This is a genomic window from Parageobacillus sp. NEAU-HV-2, from assembly GCF_059115485.1.
In genome coordinates this window covers 155,092-170,734 of sequence record NZ_JBXUJJ010000007.1, presented here as the reverse complement: position 1 = coordinate 170,734, position 15,643 = coordinate 155,092, and the positions used below count along the sequence as shown (strand labels likewise).

General features: G+C 49.8%; 17 protein-coding genes. All 17 read right to left on the bottom strand.

Annotation, left to right across the window (positions count from 1 at the left end):
* Position 1: 1 nt before the first annotated feature.
* The 17 genes from AC1WMD_RS12850 to atpE all read right to left on the bottom strand — a co-directional run bounded on the left by AC1WMD_RS12850 (position 2) and on the right by atpE (position 15,604).
* The gene (locus AC1WMD_RS12850) at positions 2-1,528 is read right to left on the bottom strand and encodes an NADH-quinone oxidoreductase subunit M (RefSeq protein WP_494257494.1); all 1,527 of its coding nucleotides are present in this window, start codon (positions 1,526-1,528) and stop codon (positions 2-4) included.
* Positions 1,528-3,381, bottom strand: a complete 1,854-nt coding sequence (gene nuoL, locus AC1WMD_RS12845) for an NADH-quinone oxidoreductase subunit L (protein WP_494257492.1) — start codon at positions 3,379-3,381, stop codon at positions 1,528-1,530. Before nuoL ends, AC1WMD_RS12850 begins: the two co-directional genes overlap by 1 nt.
* 67 nt (positions 3,382-3,448) lie before the next feature.
* Entirely contained in the window at positions 3,449-3,763 is a 315-nt protein-coding gene (gene nuoK / locus AC1WMD_RS12840; protein WP_043906242.1) for an NADH-quinone oxidoreductase subunit NuoK, read from the bottom strand.
* The gene (locus tag AC1WMD_RS12835; RefSeq protein WP_043906243.1) at positions 3,760-4,278 is read right to left on the bottom strand and encodes an NADH-quinone oxidoreductase subunit J; all 519 of its coding nucleotides are present in this window, start codon (positions 4,276-4,278) and stop codon (positions 3,760-3,762) included. Before AC1WMD_RS12835 ends, nuoK begins: the two co-directional genes overlap by 4 nt.
* Positions 4,275-4,694, bottom strand: coding sequence for an NADH-quinone oxidoreductase subunit NuoI (nuoI, locus tag AC1WMD_RS12830; RefSeq protein ID WP_043906244.1), 420 nt, complete (start codon positions 4,692-4,694; stop codon positions 4,275-4,277). Before nuoI ends, AC1WMD_RS12835 begins: the two co-directional genes overlap by 4 nt.
* A 19-nt stretch (positions 4,695-4,713) precedes the next feature.
* Positions 4,714-5,715 (bottom strand): NADH-quinone oxidoreductase subunit NuoH, encoded by a 1,002-nt coding sequence (gene nuoH, locus AC1WMD_RS12825; protein WP_494257540.1) that lies wholly within the window; start codon positions 5,713-5,715, stop codon positions 4,714-4,716.
* Positions 5,712-6,812: an NADH-quinone oxidoreductase subunit D gene (locus AC1WMD_RS12820; RefSeq protein WP_494257491.1), complete on the bottom strand. Its 1,101-nt coding sequence runs from the start codon at positions 6,810-6,812 to the stop codon at positions 5,712-5,714. Before AC1WMD_RS12820 ends, nuoH begins: the two co-directional genes overlap by 4 nt.
* Before the next feature lie 3 nt (positions 6,813-6,815).
* Entirely contained in the window at positions 6,816-8,351 is a 1,536-nt protein-coding gene (locus AC1WMD_RS12815) for an NADH-quinone oxidoreductase subunit C (protein ID WP_494257489.1), read from the bottom strand.
* A gap of 3 nt (positions 8,352-8,354) precedes the next feature.
* Positions 8,355-8,867, bottom strand: coding sequence for a NuoB/complex I 20 kDa subunit family protein (locus AC1WMD_RS12810; RefSeq protein WP_494257487.1), 513 nt, complete (start codon positions 8,865-8,867; stop codon positions 8,355-8,357).
* Complete coding sequence (locus tag AC1WMD_RS12805; RefSeq protein ID WP_043906249.1) at positions 8,858-9,226, bottom strand: NADH-quinone oxidoreductase subunit A; 369 nt, start codon at positions 9,224-9,226, stop codon at positions 8,858-8,860. The genes AC1WMD_RS12810 and AC1WMD_RS12805 overlap by 10 nt, the downstream gene beginning before the upstream one ends.
* A gap of 175 nt (positions 9,227-9,401) precedes the next feature.
* Positions 9,402-9,803 carry a F0F1 ATP synthase subunit epsilon gene (locus AC1WMD_RS12800; RefSeq protein WP_494257539.1) on the bottom strand — a complete coding sequence of 134 codons (402 nt, stop codon included), beginning with the start codon at positions 9,801-9,803 and terminating at the stop codon, positions 9,402-9,404.
* Positions 9,804-9,828: 25 nt separating this feature from the next.
* Complete coding sequence (atpD, locus tag AC1WMD_RS12795; protein WP_494257485.1) at positions 9,829-11,250, bottom strand: F0F1 ATP synthase subunit beta; 1,422 nt, start codon at positions 11,248-11,250, stop codon at positions 9,829-9,831.
* A gap of 283 nt (positions 11,251-11,533) precedes the next feature.
* Complete coding sequence (locus AC1WMD_RS12790; RefSeq protein ID WP_043906252.1) at positions 11,534-12,391, bottom strand: F0F1 ATP synthase subunit gamma; 858 nt, start codon at positions 12,389-12,391, stop codon at positions 11,534-11,536.
* Between the two features lie 80 nt (positions 12,392-12,471).
* Positions 12,472-13,980 carry a F0F1 ATP synthase subunit alpha gene (atpA, locus tag AC1WMD_RS12785; protein ID WP_043906253.1) on the bottom strand — a complete coding sequence of 503 codons (1,509 nt, stop codon included), beginning with the start codon at positions 13,978-13,980 and terminating at the stop codon, positions 12,472-12,474.
* 25 nt (positions 13,981-14,005) lie between these two features.
* Positions 14,006-14,542 (bottom strand): F0F1 ATP synthase subunit delta, encoded by a 537-nt coding sequence (locus AC1WMD_RS12780; protein ID WP_494257484.1) that lies wholly within the window; start codon positions 14,540-14,542, stop codon positions 14,006-14,008.
* Complete coding sequence (gene atpF, locus AC1WMD_RS12775) at positions 14,539-15,072, bottom strand: F0F1 ATP synthase subunit B (protein WP_494257482.1); 534 nt, start codon at positions 15,070-15,072, stop codon at positions 14,539-14,541. The genes AC1WMD_RS12780 and atpF overlap by 4 nt, the downstream gene beginning before the upstream one ends.
* 319 nt (positions 15,073-15,391) lie before the next feature.
* Positions 15,392-15,604: a F0F1 ATP synthase subunit C gene (gene atpE, locus AC1WMD_RS12770; protein WP_017436872.1), complete on the bottom strand. Its 213-nt coding sequence runs from the start codon at positions 15,602-15,604 to the stop codon at positions 15,392-15,394.
* Between the last annotated feature and the right edge of the window lie 39 nt (positions 15,605-15,643).

Sequence of the window (15,643 nt, the reverse complement as noted above, 5' to 3'; positions counted from 1 at the left end):
CTCACCCTCCTAACCCGTTCATCATCATTTCAATCGCCGCCTGCAACGGCTTCGCTAACATGTACGGATAAACGCCGACGGCGACAATGAGCGCGAGCAAAATGAACGCCGGAACCGCTTCGCCCGCGCTCATATCCAGCGCTTGTACGCCATCGCGCCTAGACGGGCCAAACGTCATATTCAATACGGCGCGCAGCATGTAAACGGCGGTCATAATGATGCCAAGCGTGCCAATCGCAGCGACAACCGGCCTCACTTGGAACAGCCCTAAAAAGGCAGTAAATTCGCTGATAAATCCCGACATTCCCGGCAGGCCGAGCGATGCCATCGCACCGGCAAGCAAACACCCTGCTGTCAGCGGCATCGCTTTTGCGAGTCCGCCTAAACGGTCGATCGCCGTCGTATTCGTCCGTTCGTATAAAATGCTGACGAGCAGGAACAGGAACGCGGCAATCAACCCGTGGGAAACCGCCTGGAAGATGGCGCCTTGAATACCCGCTTCATTGAGCGCACCTAATCCGATCAATATAATCCCCATATGCGAAACGCTCGAATAGGCGAGCACCATTTTGAATTCCTCTTGCACGAACGCTAAAAATGCTCCATACAATAGGTTGACGATCCCTAGCACGGCAATCCAAAAGGCAAAATGGCGAAACTGATCAGGAAACAGCCCGATGCCGAAGCGAATGAGACCGTACGCCCCTATTTTCAAGAGCACGCCGGCGTGCAGCATGACGATCGATGGCGGCGCTTCGACATGGACGCGCAGCATCCAGCGGTGGAACGGCACGATCGGCAGTTTAATGCCAAAGGCGATAAACAAAGCGACAAACAGCCATAACCGAAGTTCCTTAGAAAGCGGCGCAATCAGCTGCACCTGTGCCACCGGATTGTGCAGCATTTCTTTTAACAACACGAGATTCGACGTTCCGGCACGGGCGAATAAAACGAGGATGACGATGAGCAAAATCGCTGAACCAAGCCCATTGTACAGCAAGTAGCTGTAGGCGGCACGCTCCCGGTCAAACCCTCCCCACTTGCCGACTAAAAAGAACATCGGAACGAGCGTCATTTCCAAAAAGATAAAGAACAAAATCATATTTCCTGCCGCAAATACGCCAAGCATGCCGATCTCTAGCAAAAGAAAGAGCTGAAAATAACCTTTCCATTCCTTTTTAATGTGAATGGAAGCGGCGGCGGCAAGCGTCGCCAATAGCGATGTCAATACGATCATCACGAGCGAAAAGCCATCGATATTCAGCTCATAGCGAATCAAGTAGGTCGACTCCGTAAGAAACGGAAAATCAGCAAAGCGAACCCAGTCATGCTTTTCCGCCAAATGCTCAAGGCGATAGCCTCGCAAATATTGCGAAAAGGCAAAAAGCGATAAAAGAAGCGGCGGCAGCGTCGATAAAAAGCCGAGCAGTTTGACCGTCCGTTCTTGCGTTTTTGGCACAAACGCAAGCAAAATCATGCCAAGCAGCGGGGAGAAGATTAAGAGTGACAGAAAGTACGTTCCATTCATTATAAGTACCCCCCTGTGAACGCGAGAATGACGACGAGAAGCGCAAGGCCGACGAACGTGACAGCGCCGTACGTTTGCACTTGCCCGTTTTGCATGCGCGACCCGAGCAATGCGACCGTATGGACGGTTGCGGTGATCAAGCGGGCAACCCCTTCGACAAGAAAGCGGTCGATATACGAGAGTAATAGACTGATTGCCGTCGCCGCATAGCCAACGGTGTGCATATACAATTCATCGATGTAATACTTATTCCGCAGCAAGCTGTACGTATGCGGAACGCGCGAGCTGAGCCAATCCCGCGCAAGCGATCGTTTTCCGTACATAAGCCACGCCAGGAAAATGCCAAGCAAGGAAACGGCCGTCGCCACCACCATAATCCAGCCCGGCGCTGTTTCATGCGCATAGGCGCCGTCTGTCAGCCAATCGCCAAGAAAAGTGCCGAACCAAGGGGTATGAACGTACCCGGCGGCAACAGCGAGCACGGCGAGCACGATCATCGGCAGCGTCATCACTGCTGGCGCTTCATGAACGTCTTTTGCATCATGACGCTTTTCCCCGCCAAAGACGAGGAAAAAGAGGCGGAACATGTAAAACGCGGTGAAAAAGGCGGCTGCTACCGCGATCCAGAACAAGACGATATGCCCGTGCGTCCAGGCGGCCACCAAAATTTCATCCTTGCTGAAAAATCCGGAGAAAAGCGGGACGCCGCTAATCGCTAACGTGCCGATGAGAAACAGCGGTGCAGTAAGCGGCATTTTCCGCCAAAGCCCGCCCATTTTTTCAATGTCTTGCGTATGGACGGCATGAATGACGCTTCCCGCCGCTAAAAACAAGAGCGCTTTGAAAAACGCATGGGTCGTTAAATGGAAGATGCCTGCCACATAACTTCCCGAACCGAGCGCCAGCATCATGTAGCCGAGCTGGCTTACCGTCGAATACGCGAGCACCCGTTTAATGTCGGTTTGCACCAAACCAATCGTAGCGGCAAAGAGCGCCGTAAATCCCCCGACCACTGCCACCGTCATCATTGCCGTTTCGCTCGCTTCATATAGCGGGAACAAGGCAGCGATTAAGTAAACCCCGGCGGCAACCATCGTGGCCGCGTGGATTAATGCCGAAACCGGCGTCGGGCCTTCCATCGCGTCCGGAAGCCATGTATGGAGCGGGAACTGGCCTGATTTCCCGACGGCGCCGATGAAAATCAAAATCGCCGTTAAGGTCACCATCGTCGGCGACAACGTGCCGTTTTCTGCTGCTTGGAAAATATCATCGTATGCGAAACTGCCAACTTGCCAGAATAATAGAATCATGCCGATGAAAAAGCCGACATCGCCAATGCGTGTCATAATAAACGCTTTTTTGGCAGCTGCCTTTGCTTCCTCTTTATAGAAGTAAAATCCGATTAATAGAAACGAGCCGAGACCGACGAGTTCCCAAAACACGTATGTCTGCAGCAAATTCGGTGAAAGCACAAGGCCAAGCATCGCAAAGGTGAACAGCCCTAAATACGCATAGAAAACGGAGAAGCGCTCATCCCCATGCATGTATCCTTTCGAATAGATATGTACGAGAAAGCTAACGAGAGAAACAATGACGAGCATCCATGCGTTTAGTGCCGTCACCGCAAATCCGGCGGTTAATTTCGCGCTGCCGACGGTCAGCCATACATGTTCCGCTTTGTATGTCGAACCGCCGAGCCGGTCCAACAGCACGGCGAGCGAGACGAGGAAGGAAAAAAGCGTCATAAGGATGCCGACATGTGCACTCATTTCTTTCATTTTTTTCCCTAATGCTAACAAGAAGAAAAAGGAAAACAACGGAAAAAGCGGTACGATCCAGGCTATTTCCATCATGGTATCACAGTCCCCTTTTATGAAGAGCTTTTTTCAGCAAAAGCTCTTTTCATTTTCCACCCTATTTTTAATCCTTTAGCGAATCGATCTCATCGATATTCACTGTTTTGCGGTTGCGGTAAAGCGCCATTAACACCGCCAGGCCCACGGCCGCTTCGGCCGCCGCTACCGCGATCGTAAACAGCGCAAAAATCTGTCCGGTAATGCCGGGATGGGCCCCGTATTTGGCAAACGCCACTAAGTTAATATTGACCGCATTTAGCATTAATTCAATGCAAATAAGGACAATGACGGTATTTCGCTTCGTCAGCGCGCCGTACAGACCGATGCAAAACAAAATGAGCGCTAACGCGAGATACACGGATAAAGGAACGGAGCTCATTTCGATGCCCCCTCATCATCTTTTTTCGCCAGTATAATCGCCCCGACGAGCGCGACAAGCAAAATGACGGACGCAATTTCAAACGGGATTGTATAATGGGAATATAGCGCTATGCCGATCTGCTCTGTATTGTTTTCATGGAGGTGGGCGCCTTCCTCGCCAAAATCAAGCTGGTAAACGCCGAGATAAACGGCGATGCCAAAGGCGAAGACGGCAATGGCGGTGAGCGCTTTGCGCCAAAATCCGCCCGTTGTCGTTTTTTCTCCCTCTTCTTCCTGGTGGCGCGTCAGCATGATGCCAAACAGCATCATAATGGTGATGGCACCCGAGTAGATCAACACTTGCACGACAGCGACAAACTCCGCCGATAACAGCACATACAGCCCCGCGATGCTGATGAAGGTGAACACGAGCGCGATGACCATGTGAACGACTTTCGTTAAGTTGAGCATCAACACCCCGCCGGTAATGGCAACAAGGGCGAGTGCTAAAAAGGCGAGATATTCTCCGCTCACGGCTTATTCTCCTTTCGAATGTTTGTATCGTTCTCATCGAGCCATGCCAAATCTTTATAAAGGGCATCGCGGCTGTATTCGGCCAGTTCGAAATTGTTGGTCATGACAATCGCTTCCGTCGGACATACCTCGGTGCAAAGGTCGCATAAAATACAGATTTCAAAGTTAATGTTGTACGTATCGATGATTTTCCCTTTTTTCGTCGGATCCGGGTGCTTTTTCCCCGTTAGCTGAATACAGTCCGTCGGACAAATATTGGCACATTGGTTGCAAACAATACATTTTTCCGGATAAAACTTTTGAATGCCGCGGAACCGGTCCGGAAGCGGAAGCGGTTCGTTCGGATAGTCGTACGTCACTTTCTCGCGCGTCAAATTTTTTAACGTATACGCCAATCCTTTAGCCAACCCGATCATGCCTGTCACCCCATTTCGATTAGAAAAATAGTTCTTTCACCAGCGCCGTCACAAAGATATTGGCAAGCGCAACAGGAAACAATACTTTCCAGCCTAATTCCATAAGCTGATCGGCCCGCAGGCGCGGGAAGGTCGCGCGGAACCAAATGAGAACGAACACGACGACGCTGAATTTGAGCGCAAACCAAACCGGCCCTGGAATAAAGCCTAAAAACATGACCGGATGCCAGCCGCCTAAAAATAATATCGTTGTCAGGGCGGCCATCGCAAAAAAGTACACATACTCAGCAAGCATAAAGAACGCCCAACGGAAACCGGAATATTCGACATGAAATCCGGCGACCAGCTCAGATTCCGCTTCCGGCAAGTCGAACGGCGTGCGGTTTAACTCGGAGACGGCCGCGACGAGAAACACGATAAACGCGACTGGCTGCGTAAAAATGTACCATACGTCTTTCTGCGCTGCAACAATATCGTTTAAGTTTAAACTTCCTGTCAGCAGCACGATGCCAAGCACGGACATCACGAGCGGAATTTCATAGGAGATCATTTGCGCTGCTGCGCGCATGCCGCCGATGAGCGCGTATTTATTGTTCGATGCCCATCCGCCGGTAACGACGCCGATCGTCGTCAGTCCCGAAACGGCAATGTAATAAAGGAGGCCGACGCCGATATCGGCAAACTGAAACGCATCGGTAAACGGCAGCACCGCCAATACCATAAACGCCGGCGCAAAGGCAAGGATTGGCGCCAAAATGAACAACGGCCGGTCCGCCGCTTTCGGAATCGTGTCTTCTTTCAGCAGCAGCTTCAACACATCGGCCACCGTTTGCAAAAGCCCCCAGCGGCCGCCGACATGGTTTGGGCCGTAGCGGCCTTGCATAAAGCCCATCACTTTCCGTTCCGCCAAAATGCCGTACGTGACAAAGCCAAGCACCACCAATAGCAACGCGGCACCCAGCCCGAAAAAAATGGCCACATTCGTCCAGCTTGGGACGGAATTCAGCAATTGTTCCATTATCCGTCGACCTCCCCGAGCACAATATCGATGGAGCCAAGAATGGCAATGACGTTCGCGATATTTTCACCTTTCAGCAGCTTCGGAAGTATTTGCAAATTGTAAAACGACGGCCGACGGAATTTGAGGCGGTACGGCTCTTTTTTGCCGTCGCTGGCGATATAGCAGCCGATTTCGCCACGCGGCGATTCGATGCGGACGAACGTTTCTCCCGGCGGCGCTTTAATGATCCGCGGCACTTTCCCCATAATTTCCCCGCTTTCTGGAAATTGCTCACACGCTTGTTCAATGATGTTTAACGATTGTTCGATTTCTGCCAAACGGCACTGATAGCGGGCAAAACAGTCTCCTTCCTCCGCGACGGGGATGTCGAAATCGAAGCGGTCATAAATGGAGTACGGCTCGTTTTTCCGCAAGTCCCATTTCACGCCGGTGCAGCGCAAGTTCACACCGCTTAATGAATAGTTGAGCGCGTCCTCTTTCGTATATTTGCCGATGCCGATGACACGATGGCGGAAAATTTCATTCCCCGTCACCAGATCGTGATAGCCGGCAAGTTGTTCGCGCATATACGGGACAAACTGCTTCACTTTTTCGATCCAACCATCCGGCGCATCCCATTTCACACCGCCGACGCGCATATAGTTGAAAGTCAGGCGTGCTCCCGATAGCTCGTTTAATAGATTAATAATCATTTCCCGCTCGCGGAACGCATATAGAAATGGGCTGATGGCGCCAATATCGAGCAAATACGTCCCCCACCAGACAAGATGGCTGGCGATTCTCCCAAGCTCCATTGCCAAAACGCGTAAATATTCTGCCCTTTCCGGAACTTCAATGCCCATCATCGTTTCGACGGCATGGCAAATGACATAGTTGTTCGTCATTGCCGACAAATAGTCCATCCGGTCCGTGTACGGGATGATTTGCGTATATTGCAGACTCTCTGCCAGCTTTTCCGTTCCGCGGTGGAGGTAGCCGATGACCGGTGTCGCTTCTTGAATGATCTCGCCATCCACTTTTAAGATGAGGCGGAAAACCCCGTGTGTGCTTGGGTGCTGCGGTCCTACGTTTAAAATCATTTCTTCCGTCCGAAGCATACGCTATACCTCCACGTCGTATGGTTCATAATCTTTGCGAAGCGGATATCCGACCCAGTTTTCCCCTAAAAAGATGCGGATTAAGTTCGGATGCCCTTTAAAGCGGATGCCAAGCAGGTCGTACGCCTCGCATTCCGGCCAGTTGGCCCCTTGCCAAAGCGGAACGAGCGAATCAATTTCCGGCTGGTCCCGGTCGATTTTTACTTTCAAGGCAACCGCTTGCTGGTTTTTATAAGAATATAAGTGCACATATACTTCCATATGCGTCTGAAAATCGGTTCCGTGCAGTTCGGATAAGTAGTCAAAGCCAAGCTGTTCATTATATTTAAGGAACTCAGCGATTTTGTAGTAAGTTTCTTTTTTGGCGACCAACGTCGGAACGTCTTTGGCAAGGCGGTTGATGTACGCATCCTCTAGAACATCCTCGCCAAGATGTTCGCGGATCACCTTCACATATTTATCAAGCAACGGCTGATTTGGCGATGGGGCTTCTTCCTTTTGTGCCGTTGTTTCCGCCCCAGCCGCCTTCGCCTTCGCTGCCGCCGCCGCTTTCGCTTTTGCCGCGGCAACCGCCTTTGCTTTTGCCTTGGCGAGCTCGTCGTCGCTGTCAGCGGATCCCTCCTCGCCTGCCTGCTGCTTGGCGAGCGCTGCCGCCCTCGCCTTTGCTGCGGCTGCGGCTTTTGCTTTTGCCGCAGCGATCGCTTTTTGTTTCGCCAGCTCATCATTCGTTTCGCCGCCCGCTGCTTCCTTCGCTTTTTGTTTGGCGAGCGCTGCCGCTTTCGCTTTCGCTGCGGCCGCGGCCTTTTTCTTGGCAAGCGCGATGTCGTCTTCCCCCTCCGCGGCTTGGTTACCTGATGCTTCTTTCTGTTTCCGCAACTCCGCCGCTTTCGCCCGCGCTGCTTCCGCTGCCTTCTTCTTCGCTAAGGCGATGTCGTCTTCCGACTCCACGGCTTGATTGCCTGCTGCTGCTGCTTTCTGTTTCCGCAACTCCGCTGCTTTCGCTCGCGCTGCTTCTGCTGCCTTCTTCTTCGCTAAGGCGATGGCATCTTCCGACTCCGCAGCTTGATTGCCTGCTGCTGCTTTCTGTTTCCGCAACTCAGCCGCTTTCGCCCGCGCTGCTTCTGCCGCTTTTTTCTTCGCTAAGGCGATGTCGTCTTCCGACTCCGCGGTTTGGTTACCAGCTGCTGCTGCTTTCTGTTTCCGCAACTCCGCTGCTTTTGCCCGCGCTGCTTCTGCTGCCTTCTTCTTCGCTAAGGCGATGTCGTCTTCCGACTCCGCGGTTTGGTTACCAGCTGCTTCTTTTTGTTTCCGCAACTCTGCTGCTTTCGCTCGTGCCGCTTCCGCCGCTTTTTTCTTCGCTAAGGCGATGTCGTCCGCTGACGGCTCCGTTTTTTCTTCCGTTACATCTTTTTTCGCATCGTCAGACGGCTGTTCCGCCTGCTCGGCGGCCCGCTTCGCTGCTAGCCGTTCCCTTGCCAGCTGTTTTGCGCGCTCGGCCGCCTCTTTTTTCAGCTGCTGTAAATCTTTTTCCTCGCTCATCGATTACAGCACCTTCTTCCCTGTCTTCGCTTCATAACGAATCTTTTCTTTTAATTTATTAATCCCGTAAATCAACGCGGCGGGATTTGGCGGACAGCCAGGAATATAGACGTCGACCGGCACGATTTGATCTACTCCTTTGACGACGCTGTAGGATTTCACATACGGTCCGCCCGCCGTCGCGCATGATCCCATGGCGATCACCCATTTTGGCTCCGGCATTTGGTCATATAAGCGGCGCAGAATCGGCGCCATCTTTTTCGTCACCGTTCCCGAGACGATCATGACGTCGGACTGCCGCGGCGAGGCGCGGAAAAACGAGCCAAACCGGTCTAAATCGTAGTGGGAGCCGCCGACCGCCATCATTTCAATCGCACAACAGGCAAGACCGAACGTTAGCGGCCAGAGGGAATTGCTGCGGGCCCATGCCTTTAACTGATCAAACGTCGTCAAAAACACATTGCGCTTTATCTCTTCCATCTCCCCTTCAGGGACGTCAAGCCATTTTACATCCATTGTAACACCTTCTTTTTCCAAGCATAGATGAGCCCTAAAACAAGCATGAGCACGAAAATAAACATTTCAATGAGAGCAAATAATCCCAATTTGTTATAGGCGACAGCCCATGGATATAAAAACACGGTCTCCACATCAAAAATGACAAACAATAGAGCGAACATGTAGTAGCGGACTTGAAACTGAACGCGCGAATCATGGAACGGATTGTTACCGCTTTCATAAGTGGTTTGCTTTGCTTCGCTCGGAACGTGTGGACGCAATAACTTTCCGAGCGTCAATGCCCCGACAGGAAGCAAAACGCCGATACATAAAAACACAAACACAATCAAGTAGCTATTGGCGTATACGTTCCCCAACTGCGATACGCTCCCTTCGTATGTAGATGTTTTATTTTTTAAAAATATTTCATTATTACAATTATTTTCATCACCATTATAACATTCATATCCAGCAGTGTCGACAAAACCTGGAATTTAACTCATCAGCATCGTAACAATAAAAAAAGACGAAGGAAATATATTTCCTCCGTCTTTATTTCATTTGCGCTACGTTTAAACGGTTGATAGCGCGTTTGAGCGCCAGTTCTGCCCGTTTAAAGTCAATATCATCCTGTTTGCTTTGCAGACGGCGTTCTGCGCGTTCTTTTGCCGCTTTCGCGCGGGCCACATCAATATCTTCCGCTCTTTCCGCCGCTTGTGCCAAAATCGTTACTTTGTCAGGGCGGACTTCCAAAAATCCGCCGCTAACCGCGATATATTCTGTTTTCCCCTCTTTTTTCAGGCGAACGGCACTGATCTCCAGCGGTGCGACAAGCGGAATATGCCCTGGCAAAATTCCAAGCTCTCCGCTTTTTGCTTTCGTGCTAACCATCTCTACGTCCGCTTCATATACCGGGCCATCAGGAGTAACGACACTGACTTTGATCGTTTTCATCATGAAATCCTCCTATGCCCCTCAATTAAACTTCTACGCCCATTTGCTTCGCTCTTTCAACGACTTCTTCAATGCGCCCTACTAAGCGGAAAGCATCTTCTGGAATATGGTCGTATTTTCCTTCCAAAATTTCTTTAAAGCCGCGTACCGTTTCTTTAACAGGCACATAGGAACCTGGCTGGCCGGTAAACTGCTCCGCGACGTGGAAGTTTTGCGATAAGAAGAATTGAATGCGGCGAGCGCGAGCAACGACCAATTTATCTTCATCGGATAGCTCATCCATACCGAGAATCGCGATAATATCTTGCAATTCTCTATAGCGTTGCAACGTTTGTTGCACTTTGCGCGCTACTTGGTAATGTTCTTCGCCGACGATTTCAGGCGCAAGCGCGCGCGATGTGGACGCAAGCGGATCCACGGCCGGATAAATACCCATTTCCGCAAGTTTTCGCTCCAGGTTCGTCGTTGCGTCCAAGTGAGCGAACGTTGTTGCTGGAGCTGGGTCGGTATAGTCGTCCGCTGGGACGTAAATCGCTTGAATCGATGTGATAGAACCAACCGCTGTTGAAGTGATACGTTCTTGCAATTGACCCATTTCTGTCGCAAGTGTCGGTTGATAACCTACGGCAGAAGGCATGCGGCCTAATAGCGCCGAAACCTCGGAACCGGCCTGCGTGAAACGGAAAATGTTGTCGATAAAGAGCAACACGTCTTGTCCTTGCTCATCACGGAAATATTCCGCCATCGTTAATCCGGTCAACGCAACGCGCATCCGTGCACCAGGCGGCTCGTTCATTTGTCCGAACACCATCGCAGTTTTGCTGATAACGCCAGAATCTTTCATTTCATGGTAAAGGTCGTTTCCTTCACGAGTGCGTTCCCCTACGCCAGCGAATACGGAAATACCACCGTGCTCTTGCGCAACGTTATGAATAAGCTCTTGGATTAAAACCGTTTTTCCTACACCAGCACCGCCGAATAGACCGATTTTTCCACCTTTAATGTATGGAGCAAGCAGATCAACGACTTTAATACCTGTTTCCAAAATTTCTACTTCTGTTGCAAGTTCTTCAAACTTTGGCGCTGGGCGATGGATTGGGTCACGACGCGCATCAGCCGGAATTTCCCCTTCTAAGTCGATCGGTTCCCCTAATACGTTGAATACACGGCCAAGGGTGACTTCTCCAACTGGAACGGAAATTGGCGCACCTGTGTCAATGACTTCCATTCCACGAATCAATCCGTCTGTCGATGCCATCGCAATCGTACGGACCGTATCGTCACCAAGGTGAAGTGCTACTTCCAATGTCAAGTCGATGTCGACTTCATTTTCATTGCGCGCTTTATGTTGGATTTTCAGAGCGTTGTAGATCGCAGGAAGATGCCCGTTTTCGAACTTTACGTCTACAACCGGACCCATAACTTGAATAACGCGTCCTTTTGTCATCGTTTTCCCTCCTAACTTGCTAGTTGGACAGCAGTACCTATATAAGTTAAATTCGAAAATTCTACTTTTGTGATCCATTTTTTCGACTGTCGGTGACCGAACAACAACCCGTTATGCGGACAATGTCATTGTCCGCTACGGTGTTGTTCGGTCATCTGTCACGCTTATGCGTGACGAAGGCAAGTCATCGACTTGCCTCCGACAGTCGAAAAATCTTTCGATAAAAAGTGAAAAAGATGAAATATCAAGTTGCGTTTATATAATTGCCGCTTTCGGCTTACTGTTATTGCAACGCGTTTGCTCCCGCCACGATTTCCGTGATCTCTTGGGTAATCGCTGCTTGACGAGCACGGTTGTAGGAAAGGGTAAGCGTACGAATAAGCTCGTGCGCGTTGTCCGTCGCATTTTTCATCGCTGTCATCCTTGCTGCATGCTCGCTTGCTTTCGCATCTAACAGCGCACCATAAATAAGGCTTTCGGCATATTGCGGCAACAGCACATCTAAAATTTCTTCTTGAGAAGGTTCAAATTCGTACGTTGTCCGTTGTTTGTTATCGACTATATCCGTTAACGGCAGCAGCTTTCTTTCCGTTACTTCTTGTTGGATCGCACTGACGTAATGGTTGTAGTACATATACAACTCATCAAACGTACCATCTGTAAACAAGCCGACCGTCTTATTCGCAATTGCTTGAATATCCGCAAAAGAAGGTTGGTCCGGCAACCCAGCAATATTTAAAACGACCGGTAAATTTCTCTTTTTGAAAAAGCTTAAACCGACACGGCCAATGACAATAATTGCATATTCATCCGGCGATTGATGGCGCTGTTGAATCGTTTGGTACACGGTGCGAAGAACGTTGCTGTTATACGCTCCTGCCAAGCCGCGATCCGATGTGATCACCAAATATCCCGTCTTTTTCACCGGGCGCGAAACCAACATTGGATGGGTCGCATTGCCGGCACCGAGCGCGACGTTCGCCACGACTTCTTGCATTTTTTCCATATATGGAACAAACGATTTCGCGTTCATTTCCGCACGGTTTAGCTTCGAAGCGGAAACCATCTCCATCGCCTTTGTAATTTGGCTCGTTTTCTTTGTCGCGTTGATGCGCTTCTTAATGTCGCGTAAGGATGCCAAAGGTTTCACCACCTTTTTTCTGCACGAAATCTAAGAATAGAGGGGAACAGAAGCCGTCATTCCTTCTGTTCCGCCCTTCTTTATTGGGAAACAACAAATGTTTTCTTGAACGCTTCGATCGCTTTGTTGAAATCTTCTTCGTTTGGAAGATCTTTTGTTGTACGAATATGTTCAAGCAAGTGCTGGCCGTTTTGGTCGAGCCATAAGAAGAATTCTTTTTCAAAGCGGCGAATATCTTCAACAGGAATGTCGTCTAAGAAACCGCGAGTAAGCGCGTAAATGATCGCCACTTGTTTTTCTACTGGAATCGGTGCATGCAAGTCTTGTTTTAACACTTCTACTGTGCGGGCACCGCGCGCGAGCTTCGCTTGCGTCGCTTTATCAAGGTCTGATCCGAACTGTGCGAACGCTTCAAGTTCGCGATACGCCGCTAAGTCCAAACGAAGCGTACCCGATACTTTTTTCATCGCTTTAATTTGTGCCGCACCACCGACGCGGGATACGGAAAGACCAGCGTTAATCGCCGGGCGAACGCCGGAGAAGAACAAGTCTGATTGCAAGAAAATTTGTCCGTCTGTAATGGAGATAACGTTCGTCGGAATGTAAGCAGAAATGTCACCCGCTTGCGTTTCGACAAACGGAAGCGCTGTTAACGAACCTCCGCCTTTGGCATCGCTTAGTTTTGCCGCGCGTTCTAAAAGGCGAGAGTGTAAGTAGAATACGTCACCTGGATATGCTTCACGGCCTGGCGGACGGCGAAGCAAGAGCGACAATTCGCGGTAAGCTGCCGCTTGTTTCGATAAGTCGTCGTAAACAACAAGCACGTGCTGACCTTTATACATGAAATATTCGCCCATCGCTACACCCGCATATGGCGCAAGGAATAACAATGGCGCTGGTTGTGATGCAGATGCCGTTACAACGATCGTATAATCGAGCGCACCGTGTTTCCGCAACGTTTCGACAACCGTGCGGACCGTTGATTCCTTTTGCCCGATAGCGACATAAATACAAATCATATTTTGATCTTTTTGGTTGAGGATCGTATCAATGGCAACCGATGTTTTCCCTGTTTGACGGTCCCCGATGATAAGCTCGCGCTGACCGCGGCCGATTGGCACCAATGCGTCAATCGCTTTAATCCCTGTTTGTAGCGGTTCATGAACCGATCTCCGGTCCATAACCCCTGGCGCTGGGCTTTCAATTGGACGAGTTTCTGTCGTTTCGATTGGGCCTAAACCGTCAACTGGTTGTCCTAGAGGGTTGACAACACGGCCGATTAACGCTTCCCCGACAGGCACTTCCATAATCCGGCCTGTACGGCGCACTTCATCGCCTTCTTTAATTCCTGTATATGGACCTAAAATAACGATACCGACGTTATTTTCTTCCAAGTTTAACGCCATTCCCATCACGCCGTTGGAAAACTCAACAAGCTCCCCGGCCATGACATTGTCCAGTCCATGGGCGCGCGCAATTCCGTCACCAATTTGAATAACGGTGCCGACATCGCTTACTTGAATTTCAGACTGGTAGTTTTCAATTTGCTGCTTAATGAGCGCGCTGATTTCTTCCGCTCTGATGCTCATGCCTTTCACCCCTATCTTCAAATCTTTAGCCAATAAGCTGTCGTTGAATCCGTTCTAATTTTCCGCTGATGCTGCCATCGTAAATGCGGTTGCCGATGCGCAGCTTCACGCCGCCAATTAAGCTTGGATCGACAATATTTTCAATATGAAGCGTCGTTTTGCCGATTTTTTTCGCAAACACTTCGGAAAGCGCACGTTTTTCCTCTTCCGTTAGCGGGCGCGCCGAATACGCAGTTGCCTCAGCAACGCCGCGGGCTTCATTCACCAGCTCAATAAACTGCTCCGCCAGCTCTGGAACGAGGTCGATACGGTGGCGTTCCAAAAGCAGCAACAATGTATTTTTTAGCGGGGTTGAAACCGCCGCAAACGTTTCTTGAAGAAGCGCCTTTTTCTTTTCTAAAGATAGCTTCGGATACGTCAATAACGATAAAAATTGCTCGTTTTCCGCCAACGCTTGGCGCACGACGCGAATTTCCTCTTCTAACTGGTCTAGAAGCTGCTTTTCGAGCGCAATTTGAAAAAGAGCTAACGCATACCGCTTTGCTATAATTTCTTTGTTCATCGACCTTCTCCTACCTCTTGAATGTACTCGTTAATCAGCTTCGCTTGATCTTGTTCGGTTAACTCTTTTTCAATTACTTTGGAAGCAATTAATACAGATAGTGAAGCGACTTGCTCACGCAACGCGGCCATCGCTTGCTCTTTTTCGCGTTCGATTTCTTTTTTCGCCGCTTCTTTTAATCGCTCTGCTTCCGTACGGGCAGAAGCAATAATTTGTTCTTTTTGCTCTTCCGCCAGCTTGCGCGCATTTTCGATCAGCTCTTGCGCTTCCTGGCGCGACTGTTTCATTAATTCGCGCTGCTCCTGAAGCAGTTTTTCCGCTTCTTGGCGATGCTTTTCCGCTTGAGCGATTTCATTGGCAATGTGCTCTTCACGCTGTTTCATGATATTCATTAACGGCTGCCAAGCGAATTTGCGCAACAAGGCTAATAAAATAATAAACATTAACAACTGATAAATAATGTCGCCGCTGTTGATGCCTGTATGATGTGCGGCTTCGCCCAGCGCCAATAGTTTTGCATTGAATAACACCGCGTTTCACTCCTTTCGATAGCTATGCGCAACTACCCTGAACCTCCGCACGACGAAAACCGGCGGGTTCTGACGTATTAAAGACTTTTTCCTACACCTTCATCGAGGCACTCGCTCTTGTTCCGTCAAGTATCTTGGGCAAACACCCCACTGGTGTTTACCTGTCGGCCCGGTTCAAAACCGTTTCCCGCTTCATCCCAGTGACTGGAGCCACAGGCTTTCGTGGCTATATACTTTTGTAATTTTGAAAATACGTACATAAAGGAATGGCGAAGGTGATCGTCGACACGAACTTCGCCATCATCAAAAAAGTATTTCGTTATCTGTTCATGACGATGAAGGAAATAACGACACCAATGATCGGCAGCGCCTCAACTAACGCAACCCCGATAAACATCGTCGTTTGCAAAACAGGGCGCAATTCTGGCTGACGTGCAATCCCTTCTACTGTACGACCTACGATTAAACCGTTACCGATACCAGCACCAAGTGCTGCTAAACCTACTGCAATCGCAGCTGCAATTAAATTCATAGTTAAATATCCTCCTTCTGCTTTCGTTTATTTATTATT